A 10,244-nucleotide genomic window follows, 5' to 3' on the forward strand; every position below is an offset into this window, starting at 1 on the left:
GATACCGATGTACACTCTACTCATGGGACGCCTCCTTTCGGTCGTGCCGGCCCTTTCAACCGGCATGTTTGGTTTGTCACCTAATTGTTCGGAGGCGTCCGTTCTTTATCATTCCAGGTCTTGTTTTTTGGATACTCCGGTATGTGAACGCAATCCTCTATTAAAAACACGGCTTCTAACAGGTATTTCACAGGAGCAGATACTGACACATCATCCAGAAAACAAGACCTGGCCCCTGCCGTATCTTGAAGATACGGCCCCTAGTCACGCAACCTGAGGAGCCTGCCGCAGCTCGCGCAACGGAAGCAACGGAAGCAGTAGGACCTGCCCAGCATGCCCATGAAGATATAGTCCGGGCTCCCGCAGTCGCAGCTCTGCCGCAAGGTCGCGGTCCCGCGGTCAAGGAGGGGGATTAACACCAACAAGGGGATGAGGAAGAAGAGCGGGGCGATGTCCCACATGTTGCCGGTGACCGCGATGATGATCGCAGACGCGGCCACCACTCCGACCACGCCGAGGGTGAAAGCCAGCGGAAGCCGGTCTTACAGGTGGGTAAGGTGGCGGGGCCCCAGGTACTCCCGGGGGTCCCCCAGGGCCATCTCCACCGTAGCCAGCATCTTCTCGCGGTCCTCGGGGAGGTGGCCGTAGATGGGGACATAGTTGGAGATGTGGTCTGAGAGGAACCAGGCGTCCTCTATCTCCAGGGCGCCGAGCATCACCTGCAGCTCGCGCATGATGGTCTCGCCACTCGCCTCCGTGAAACCGCCCTCGCGGGCGATCTCGAAGAGAGGCATGCCCGGGAGCAGGGCCAGGGTGCGGGGCCGGATGAAATCCGGCTGCATGGCATTGAGCACGTGAGCGGTGTTCTCGGCATGCTGGCGCCACCGCTCTTCCCCGCCCAGGCCCAGCAGTATATACGCGGAGAGGGCGATACCGGCCTCTTTCACCCTGTGCGCTGCCTCGACCATGCCCTGCGCATCCACACCCTTGTCCATCGTGGCCAGGATCTCGTCGTCCCCCGATTCCAGGCCGAAGTAGATGATGTCCAGCCCGGCCTCGCGCAGGCGGCGCAGCGCCTCGGGCGGCTTACCTTTGAGAAAACGCGCCCCGCCGTAGCTGGATATACGCTCCACTTCCGGGAAGAGGTCCTTCGCGTAGGAGATGATGTCGGCCAACTTCTCGGAGTTCATGGCGATGGTGTTGCCGTCGGCAAGGAAGATGGAGTCAACGTGGCGATACATGAGGCGTGCCTCGCGCAGGTCGGCCTTCACCTCCTCGGGGTCGCGCACCCGGTACTTCTTCATCTTGTACATGGCGCAGAAGACGCAGCGGTTATGCGGACAGCCCAGGGTCGCCTGGATGATCAGGCTGTTGGCCTCGCATGGCGGTCTGAACAGGGGCTCCTCGTAACGCATACGTTTATTATATCCTGACCCCTAGCGGACGTCCTCGGCGCCTGCGTCGCAGGCCAGCTCCGCCTCCGGTCCCATGGTGTCGCTGAAGACCTTGCCGTCGCGCAGGGTCACGATGCGGCGCGTATAGTCGGCTACCATGGGGTCGTGGGTGACGATGGCGAAGGTCTGCCCCGTATCCCGGTTGAGGTCGCGCATGAGCTCGATGACCTTGCAGGTGTTGTAGGTGTCCAGCTCGCCGGTGGGCTCATCCGCCAGCACCAGCACCGGGTCGGTGACCAGGGCGCGCGCGATGGCCACCCGCTGCTGCTCGCCTCCGGAGAGCTGCCCGGGACGGTTGCCCGCCCGCTCCCCCAGCCCCACCATCTCCAGCGCCTCCATGGCGCGGCGGTGCCTCTCATGGGTGGGGACTTTCAGGTAGCGCAGCGGCAGCTCCACGTTCTCCCGCGCATTCAAGACCGGCAGGAGGTTGAACTCCTGGAAGACGAATCCTATCTTCTCCCTCCTCAACCTGGTCAGCTCCCTTGCGGAGAGGTCCCCCGCCTCCATGCCGTCGATGGATATGCTCCCCGAGGTCGGGGCGTCCAGGAGCCCGATGAGATGGAGCAGGGTGGTCTTTCCCGATCCCGAAGGTCCCACGATGGACAGGAACTCTCCCGCATCGATGGCCACGTCGAGACCGTCCACGGCCTTTATCTCCACCGGCCCGATGCTGTATACCTTGCTGATGCCTTTGGCCAGGATCATCTCGTTCAATCCTCCTTCAGGGCGTCGATGGGCTTGAGGCGGGCGGCGCGCAGGGCGGGGAAGAGGCCGGCAACCGTGCCCAGCACGGTGGCGAAGATGACCGGGCCGATGACCACGGTGGCGGTGATGGTGAACACCGTCACCTGGCTCGACGCCGTGGCGTTGTTCAGCAGGTACACGGTCAGCAGCCCCAGCAGCATCCCTGTAAGCCCGCCGAAGAAACCGATGAGCGCGGACTCCAGCAGGTATTCGCTGAGCACGGACCCGGTCTCAGCGCCGATGGCCTTCTTAAGGCCGATCTCCTTGGTGCGCTCGGAAACCGACATGATCATGGTGTTGATGATGGAGAGGCCTCCCACGATCAGGGCTATGAAGCCGATGCCCAGCAGGATGGCGTTGAAGATCAGGCTGAACTGCGAGATCTGCTTCTCGGCCTCCGCGGGCGAGATGACTTTTATCCCGTCCACGCTCTCCTCGATGCGGGCCGCGAGCTCGTTGGCGTCCACGCCCTCCTCGGGGATGACGTCGATGGTCGCGGCGATGTCCTCCACCTGGAAGTAGGGGTTCACCGAGCGGAACAGGTTGATGGCATCATCGTAGGAGACGAAGGCGAAACTGTCGGGAGCGGAGAGGGTGGGCACGTAGATCCCGACCACCTCAAATTCTTTGCCCCGCAGCTCCACGGTGTCCCCGACCCCCACCTCGAACTTCTCGGCCAGGGTCGAGCCCAGGACCACCACGCCCTCGTCGCCCTCCTGCAGGATACGCCCTTCGTCGATCTCGAGGAGGTTGAGCAGGTCATCGGCCTTGCTCAGATCGGCCCCCACGATGAGTTCCGGGGCACCGAACCCGGTGCTGTCGCTGGAGAGCAGGAGGCCGAAACCCGCCACGGCGCTCTTGACCCCCGGTACCGCCTCTATCTCGTCCACCTTGGACAGCTCCAGGTAGCTGTCTGAACCTCCGAAGAGGCTGCTTCCGGCCGGCACCACCGATATCTTGCTGGTGAACCAGGTTTCGGCCCCCTTGACCTGTTGGTTGAGTCGCGCCGAAAGGGCCCCGAGCACGGTAAGTGCGAAGATGCCTACCACGATCCCGAACACGGTCAGGAAGGTGCGGGCCTTGCGCCTCCACATGTTTCTCAGAACATACCTGAACAAATCACGGCTCCTTGCTCTCGGACCACCTGCATGGACATCCACTCCCGCGTAATATTATTTCCCTGACAGGGTATCTTTATCCATGATCTGGGTTAACCGGCCGTCAGCCGCAGCCCAAGCAGCGGTTCGGAGCGGCTGCGATGCAGGATATCAAGCTCCGTTAGCAAAGGTTCGATGCATATGAATGAGTGGGGTTGCCATGAAGGCGGAAGATCGGGTGAGCATATATGGAGCACCAGGGGGTATAGAGATGGAGGGAGTTAACACGTGTCCGGAATGTGGGGTTCCGGAGTATATCACCGCCGAACACCTTTGGCAGGAGAGCGGCTTCATCGTACAGAAGAGGGACCAGAGACATATCGTCACCTTCATCGAGAACGATAACCTCAACGCGCTCTTTCGCGGTATCGAGGATATCGTGGGCAAGCCTGTAGAGCGTATCATCCTGGCGACACGCCGTAGGGCAGCCCGGGCCTACATGAACCGCATCATACCCGCGGCGGTGAGGGAGATGGTGCAGAGGAGGGAACTCGAACCGGGTCCCCTGGTCGAGGCCTTCTTCGCGATCGGCCACGTGCTCGGGTACGGCCGCTTCGGACTTGTAGATTACCGCTACGAGCAGGATGAGGACGATTACTTCATCATACGCGTGGAAAAGCCGTATTCGATCCTGCTGGGAAGCGTCGATCCCGCTGCCGCCATAGAGGCTCTCATCGGAGGCGAGGCGGGTTTCACCTGGGAGGAGGTATCCAAAGACGTCTATGATATCAGGGTCTTCCGCGAGAGCCATCCCGAGGAGGAATACAAGGGAAGGTTGATGATGAAGCCCTACCAGCCGGGAGTTGGCGATATATCCTTGCGCGGCTGTCCCGCCTGCGGCGGCCCTCACGCGCTCTCATCTTTCCGGTGGGACTTGGAACGCGGGACCATCGAACACAGGACCAACGGCAGACGCATGGTCTTCTTCGCGCCCACCGTACTGGACGCCGTCTTCGGTGAGCTCGAGAGGGAGTTGGGGGAGGGGATTCCCAGGACGGTGGTGGAGGCGCAACGGCGCTTCACCCTTGGCTTCTATTCCAAACAGGATATTGCCGATGAGACCGGACTGCGCAAGGCGCTTGCACTGCGCGGTATAGGCAACCTGCGCCGCTTCAGCATCGATGACGGCGGTCTGAGTATGCAGGTGGATAACGCGGCCATGTATCTGCTGGTGGTCGGCCTGGCCCAGGGCTTTTTCGAGATAGTGCACGGCGGTGGCAGCAGCGTGGAATGGGAGATCTCGGACGCGGGCGACCTGCGTGTTGAGGTTTCGCCCGCGGGGGCATGATCCGGGGGGCGCCGGAGGTTCAGCGGCGCAGCTTTTCTATCTCCTCGGCTGCGGCATCATGCAGGGCAACGCGATAGGCGAAGAGCCCCCTCCCGGTATCAAGCAGCACCTGCCTTATGGGTCCCTGCAGCTCGTCCAGGGACACCCACTTCGTCTCCCGGATCTCCTCCTCGTCGAGGTGGCCGAGTTCGCCTCCGGGGGCCATGGCCGTGAAGACCAGGCTGCGCCAGTTCTCCGTCTCGGGTCCGCTGCTGAAACGCACATGGATGTGCAGGATGAAACGGTCGATGGCGACATCCAGCCCCGTCTCCTCCCTCGCCTCCCGTAGCGCCCCCGCCTCGAGGTCCTCTCCGGGGTTGGCGGCCCCACTGGGCGCACGCCAGGCGCCGGGGGGGAACATGTGCTTGGCTATGGCCGCGATCTCGCGGTACCGGTAATCCCGGAAGATGAACAGTGTGACATCGTGGTTGCGCCCGTACTTCTTCGAGCCCTTGAGCATGCTCATCTCCGGAGGGCTGATCTCGTAGTCCATGGACAGGTGTCGGGGCTGTCCGTACCTCTCCTCCATGTCCATGATCATCTCGTCCGTCACGTAAGCCATACGACGATTATACATACCTCCCTGTATTTCGGGGCAGGCGGTTATTATAATGTGAGGATGATAAGGATGCGCAGGATATACCTTGACCATGCCGCTACCACCCCGTTCCACCCCGAGGTGACGGAGGCCATGCTCCCCTACCTGGGAGAGCACTTTGGCAACCCTTCCAGCATCTATGGCGAGGGCAGGGAGGCCCGCAAGGCTGTGGAGCAGGCGCGCTCCCAGGTGGCGGAGGCCCTGGGCGCGGACCCCGAGGAGATCTATTTCACCAGCGGTGGCACCGAGGCGGACAACCTGGCCGTATTGGGGACGGCCCTGGCCAACCGCGAGCGCGGAGACCACATCATCACCACCAACATCGAGCACCATGCGGTGCTGGAGCCATGCCATTATCTGGAAAGAGAAGGCTTCGGCCTCACGGTACTTCCCGTGGACGGCGCGGGCCTGGTGGACCCCGGCGAAGTGCGCAGGGCAATAACCCCGTCGACATTTCTCGTCTCGGTGATGCATGCCAACAACGAGATCGGCACCATCCAGCCCATCGAGGAGATCGCCGCCGTCTGCAGGGAAGCCGGCGTGTACCTCCACTCCGATGCCGTCCAGGCGGTGGGGGCCCTGGAGGTGGATGTGGACCGCCTGGGGGTGGACATGCTCTCGGTCTCCGCCCACAAGCTTTACGGTCCCAAGGGTACGGGCTGCCTCTACGTGCGGCGCGGCACGCGGCTGCGGCCCATACTGCTAGGTGGAGGCCAGGAGAGAGGGATGCGCTCAGGGACGGAGAACGTGGCGGGGATCGTGGGCTTCGGCGCCGCCATACGTCTGGCCGCGGACGAATGGAAGCAGCGTTCGGAGCAGGTGCTCCCCCTGCGAGACCGTCTCATCGAAGGCATCCTGGAGCGTATACCGTACACGCGCCTCAACGGCGACCGCGAGCGCAGGCTCCCCAACAACGTCAACGTGCTCTTCGACTTCATCGAGGGGGAGGCCATCTGCCTCAGGCTGGACTTCCAGGGCATCGCGGCCTCCACCGGCTCGGCGTGTTCGTCCGAAAGCGGGGAGGCCTCGCATGTGCTGCTCGCCCTGGGCATACCGCCGGAAAGGGCACACGGAAGCCTGCGCCTCACCCTGGGCAGGGAGAACACCGCCGAAGACGTGGATTACGTGCTCGAGGAGCTGCCCCCCATCATCGAGGAGCTGCGCCGCATGTCCCCCCTCTACCCCGGCTAACGGGGTCAGTCCCTGACATGTGACATGCCAGGCACACCCGAAGCCCTGGTTGCTATTACGCAACACAATGTCACATGTCAGGGGCTGACCCCGTTTACTTTGGAACGCTTTCATCCGCTGAAAATGTCACATGTCAGGGGCTGACCCCGTATTACTTGCCACGCTTTTTTCGCAGGAGCGCCATGCGCTCCATAACCGTGGGGTTGGACGGCGCCAGTTCCAGCGCCTTGCAGTAGTCCTTGCGGGCCGAACCCAGGTCGCCCTGGTCGTAGAAGATATCCCCGCGGCAGACATAGGTGATGGCCACGCTCGGCTCGAGATTGATGGCGCGGGTGAGGTCCTCTTTGGCTTTCTCGCGCTCCCCCTTACGCCAGAAAACCCGTCCCCGGTTGTAATAAGCGGTATAAAGGTTGGGATCGAACTCGAGCACCTGCGTGTATTCCTCTATGGCCGCATCGAGTTTCCCCTCCGCGGCATGGATGGAAGCCAGGCTCATACGGGTGATGGCCAGGTTGATGTTGAACATCTCTATCTCGTAGAGGTCGAAGTCCTCTTCCATGTCCATTGCTCTTCCTTAGGTCGTATGTGTCCGTGTTTAGTATAAATGCCCTTTCCCTGCTTTGGAAAGCGAGGGAGAACAGGCAATATATTACGTCTATGCTATAATCTTACCGTTTCGGGAGGGGTTATCGACATCGTGTCGTTTAATCTGCAGAGGAGGAATCATCCATGTCCGGAAACGAAAGCCTGGAAATGAACCTGCTGCGCAGGCTCAACATCGGGGATGTCCCCAAGCGCAGCGCGGCCAAGTATCCCGACCGCACGTCCCTCGTCTTCATGGGGCGGAAGGTCACCTTCACCGAGCTCAACGAGAACTGCTGCCGCATGGCCCACGTTTTCGAGAAACTGGGGGCGAAGAAGGGCGACCGCATATCCTTCATGACCCACAACTGCCTGACCTATATTTATTCCTGGCTGGGAGCGTGCAAGATCGGTTGCGTGGTCAACCCGCTCAACTTCATGCTCAAGCCGGGCGAGATCGAGTACATCGTGAACGATGCCGGCTCCAGGTTCCTCTTCGTGGAGGACATCATCCTGCCCCAGGCGCTGGAGGCGGCCCCCAACCTCAAGACAGTGGAGAAGTTCGGCGTCATCAGGATCAACGCCCCCGACACCGAGGTGCCGCAGGGATGGTTGGTCCTGGACGAGCTGCACGCCTCCGAGACCGACGCCTCAGAGCCCTTGGTGGAGACGGAGGATGACGACATGTGCTCCCTCATGTACACCAGCGGCACCGAGGCCCTTCCCAAGGGGGTCATGAACACCCACAAGAGCTTCTTCAACACCCTCCTCTCCGGCACGGCCGACCTCAACATCGCAAAGGACGACGCCGCGCTGCTCTCCATCCCCCTCTACCACATCGCCGGCAAGTACCTGCTGCTGGAGTTCATCAACCTGGGGTGCAAGCTGGTGCTGGAATACGCGCCCAATCCCATTGAGATCCTGGAGCTCACCCAGGGCGAGAAGGTCACCTACTGGGTTTACCCACCCACCCTCTACCAGATACTGCCGTCCATGCCCGGCTTCGACACCTACGACCTCTCCTCCCTGAGGAAGTGCGTCTCCTTCGGTGCGGTCATGCCCGTTCCCATCCTGGAGCAGTGGAAAAAGCTGCTGCCGGGATCGGAGTGGAGGAACTACTACGGGCAGACCGAGTCAGGGCCACTGGGCTCGACCCTGCAGCCCGAGGACTTCGAGCGCAAGATCGACACCATCGGCACCCCCCACACCGGGGTGGAGATAAAGATCTTCGACGACGACGACAACGAGTTGCCCACGGGCGAGATGGGCGAGATCGTCATGCGCGGCCCCTCGGTGATGAAGGGCTACTATAACCTCGAGGAGAAGACGGCCGAGACGTTGCGCGGAGGATGGCTGCACACCGGCGACCTGGGCAAGTTCGACGAAGAGGGCTTCCTCTACTTCCTGGACCGCAAGAAGGACATGATCAAGTCCGGCGGGGAGAACGTGGCTTCCAAGGAGGTGGAGGACGTCCTCATCAAGCACGAGAAGGTCATGCAGGTGGCGGTGGTGGGACTGCCCGACGATTACTGGATCGAGATGGTCTCGGCGGTCGTCGTGCCCTATCCCGGCACGGAGGTCAGCGAGGAGGAGATCGTCGCCTTTGCCAAGGATAACCTGGCCGGCTACAAGGTGCCCAAGAAGGTCGTGATCATGGCCATGGAGGACCTGCCGGTGCTGCCCAGCGGCAAGATCCTCAAGCGCGAGCTGCGCGAGCAACTGAGCAAGAAATAGCAGCCGCTAGACCCCTTGACTGCTGGCGGGGCCGGGAAAACCCGGCCCCTTCTCTGCCTATGTCAACCGCGCTCCGCTAAATTTCCCCTGCCGATATGATCATTTATTAGATCACCAATAGATTCTTTCTTCATATTTGACCTGCTCAGCTATTCAGTGATACAATATAGACGTAGTAAGTGATACTATATACCAGTTACAGAATGATAGAAAGGAGGATCATTCTGAAAAACCTTACGGAGATATTAAAAGGTCTGCTTGAAGGCTGTGTGCTCGAGATCATCGGTCGCGGTAAGACCTACGGCTACGAAATAACACAGCAACTGCGCAAACTCGGTTTCACAGATGTAGTAGAAGGGACGGTCTACACTATCTTAGTGCGGCTTGAAAGAAACAAACTCGTGGACATAGAGAAAAAACCATCTGATATGGGACCGCCGCGCAAGTTTTACAAACTCAACAAAGCGGGACGTGAAGAACTGCGCATTTTCTGGGCGAAATGGGACTTCGTATCATCAAGAGTCAATGAATTGAAGGAGAAGTAAATGGATGGCTTATTAAAGAAGATCATCGGTGATAAAAAGGAGTGGAGAGCGATGGAGGCGCGCGCTAGAGCGTTGCCACGTGATTATAGGGTTGTATATGACGAGATCAAACAGTATATCTGGAAGAGTTCAGGACTAAGTTCGATCGATATGTTCAAGGGCCTGCTGGACCTGTTTGAGGAGGGTGCGGCAAACGGCAAATGCGTGCTGGAGATAACTGGTGATGATGTGGCGGCGTTCTGCGACGAGCTGTTGCGAGGCGAAAAGACCTACACCGGAAAATGGCGCGAGGAGCTGAACCGCGACGTCGCGAAAAAGATCCAGTAGTAAAAAGAGATTGTGTGGATAGAATGACAAAGCGCCCGCAAGGGCATTATGGGTGTTACGGGGTCGGGAAACTGGCCCCGATCCATGCTTCCGGTCGGTGGTCCGGCTTAAACCAGGATAGAGGGAGCGGGGCCACCCCGTATGCTATAATCTATTCCTGAAGCGGGCGGGTCTAGCTCAGTTGGCAGAGCGCAAGCTTCCCAAGCTTGAGGTCGCGGGTTCGACCCCCGTGACCCGCTCCATCAAAACAAGCCAGAGGTCAAAACCTCCGGCTTTTTTTATGCAGCCACATATGATTTAGAATACGGTCATGCTCTGCCGAGATATCTAAAAAAAGAGAAAAGAGATGCTTTGAGCTGCGCGAAAGGAGGAAAAGGCCAAGTCCCGTCAAGTGGTGTATTAAGCTCCATCGTACCATCCCCCTCATGATGACAGCCTAGACGGCTGCCGGTACCAGTTCCTTCACCTCCTTCTCTACTATCTCTATGGCGTTCCCGTCGATCTTTTTCATCCTGGCTTTCGCCAGCGATTCCAGGCTCATATACCTGCGGCAGACCATCCATTCGTCGTGCTGTTCAGCCAGGA

At 60.0% G+C, this 10,244-nt stretch carries 11 protein-coding genes and 1 tRNA gene; 6 read left to right on the forward strand and 6 right to left on the reverse strand.

From position 1 onward, the window contains the following. Positions 1 to 260: 260 nt before the first annotated feature. Genes AB1384_15630 through AB1384_15645 form a run of 4 tightly spaced genes read right to left on the reverse strand, consistent with a single transcriptional unit; the run spans position 261 to position 3,316 of the window. Entirely contained in the window at positions 261 to 500 is a 240-nt protein-coding gene (locus AB1384_15630; protein ID MEW6555699.1) for a hypothetical protein, read from the reverse strand. Between the two features lie 42 nt (positions 501 to 542). Further along, positions 543 to 1,415 carry a radical SAM protein gene (locus AB1384_15635; protein ID MEW6555700.1) on the reverse strand — a complete coding sequence of 291 codons (873 nt, stop codon included), beginning with the start codon at positions 1,413 to 1,415 and terminating at the stop codon, positions 543 to 545. 21 nt (positions 1,416 to 1,436) lie between these two features. Continuing rightward, positions 1,437 to 2,159: an ABC transporter ATP-binding protein gene (locus tag AB1384_15640; protein ID MEW6555701.1), complete on the reverse strand. Its 723-nt coding sequence runs from the start codon at positions 2,157 to 2,159 to the stop codon at positions 1,437 to 1,439. A gap of 5 nt (positions 2,160 to 2,164) precedes the next feature. Then, complete coding sequence (locus tag AB1384_15645) at positions 2,165 to 3,316, reverse strand: ABC transporter permease (protein MEW6555702.1); 1,152 nt, start codon at positions 3,314 to 3,316, stop codon at positions 2,165 to 2,167. Positions 3,317 to 3,566: 250 nt separating this feature from the next. Between AB1384_15645 and AB1384_15650 the strand changes: the two genes are divergently transcribed. Further along, positions 3,567 to 4,643 (forward strand): hypothetical protein, encoded by a 1,077-nt coding sequence (locus AB1384_15650; GenBank protein ID MEW6555703.1) that lies wholly within the window; start codon positions 3,567 to 3,569, stop codon positions 4,641 to 4,643. Between the two features lie 19 nt (positions 4,644 to 4,662). Here AB1384_15650 and AB1384_15655 read toward each other — a convergent pair whose 3' ends face one another. Then, a complete protein-coding gene (locus AB1384_15655; GenBank protein MEW6555704.1) occupies positions 4,663 to 5,259 on the reverse strand; it encodes an NUDIX hydrolase in 597 nt (198 codons plus the stop codon). A gap of 42 nt (positions 5,260 to 5,301) precedes the next feature. Between AB1384_15655 and nifS the strand changes: the two genes are divergently transcribed. Continuing rightward, a complete protein-coding gene (gene nifS, locus AB1384_15660; GenBank protein MEW6555705.1) occupies positions 5,302 to 6,471 on the forward strand; it encodes a cysteine desulfurase NifS in 1,170 nt (389 codons plus the stop codon). Positions 6,472 to 6,622: 151 nt separating this feature from the next. Here the strand turns inward: nifS and AB1384_15665 are convergent, their stop codons facing one another. Further along, positions 6,623 to 7,036, reverse strand: a complete 414-nt coding sequence (locus tag AB1384_15665; protein ID MEW6555706.1) for a tetratricopeptide repeat protein — start codon at positions 7,034 to 7,036, stop codon at positions 6,623 to 6,625. 164 nt (positions 7,037 to 7,200) lie between these two features. Between AB1384_15665 and AB1384_15670 the strand changes: the two genes are divergently transcribed. The 4 genes from AB1384_15670 to AB1384_15685 all read left to right on the forward strand — a co-directional run bounded on the left by AB1384_15670 (position 7,201) and on the right by AB1384_15685 (position 9,901). Continuing rightward, complete coding sequence (locus tag AB1384_15670) at positions 7,201 to 8,787, forward strand: AMP-binding protein (GenBank protein ID MEW6555707.1); 1,587 nt, start codon at positions 7,201 to 7,203, stop codon at positions 8,785 to 8,787. A gap of 221 nt (positions 8,788 to 9,008) precedes the next feature. Continuing rightward, the gene (locus tag AB1384_15675) at positions 9,009 to 9,332 is read left to right on the forward strand and encodes a PadR family transcriptional regulator (GenBank protein ID MEW6555708.1); all 324 of its coding nucleotides are present in this window, start codon (positions 9,009 to 9,011) and stop codon (positions 9,330 to 9,332) included. Then, the gene (locus AB1384_15680) at positions 9,333 to 9,659 is read left to right on the forward strand and encodes a DUF1048 domain-containing protein (GenBank protein MEW6555709.1); all 327 of its coding nucleotides are present in this window, start codon (positions 9,333 to 9,335) and stop codon (positions 9,657 to 9,659) included. Between the two features lie 166 nt (positions 9,660 to 9,825). After that, a tRNA-Gly gene (locus AB1384_15685) sits at positions 9,826 to 9,901 on the forward strand. Positions 9,902 to 10,244: the final 343 nt, after the last annotated feature.

Source organism: Actinomycetota bacterium, assembly GCA_040757835.1.
GTDB lineage: Bacteria > Actinomycetota > Geothermincolia > Geothermincolales > RBG-13-55-18 > SURF-21.

Coding starts and splice junctions, on each gene's coding strand:
- AB1384_15635 (MEW6555700.1), bottom strand. CDS start 1,415: ATGCGTTACGAGGAGCCCCTGTTCAGACCGCCATGCGAGGCCAACAGC.
- AB1384_15640 (MEW6555701.1), bottom strand. CDS start 2,159: ATGATCCTGGCCAAAGGCATCAGCAAGGTATACAGCATCGGGCCGGTG.
- AB1384_15650 (MEW6555703.1), top strand. CDS start 3,567: ATGGAGGGAGTTAACACGTGTCCGGAATGTGGGGTTCCGGAGTATATC.
- AB1384_15655 (MEW6555704.1), bottom strand. CDS start 5,259: ATGTATAATCGTCGTATGGCTTACGTGACGGACGAGATGATCATGGAC.
- nifS (MEW6555705.1), top strand. CDS start 5,302: ATGATAAGGATGCGCAGGATATACCTTGACCATGCCGCTACCACCCCG.
- AB1384_15665 (MEW6555706.1), bottom strand. CDS start 7,036: ATGGACATGGAAGAGGACTTCGACCTCTACGAGATAGAGATGTTCAAC.
- AB1384_15670 (MEW6555707.1), top strand. CDS start 7,201: ATGTCCGGAAACGAAAGCCTGGAAATGAACCTGCTGCGCAGGCTCAAC.
- AB1384_15680 (MEW6555709.1), top strand. CDS start 9,333: ATGGATGGCTTATTAAAGAAGATCATCGGTGATAAAAAGGAGTGGAGA.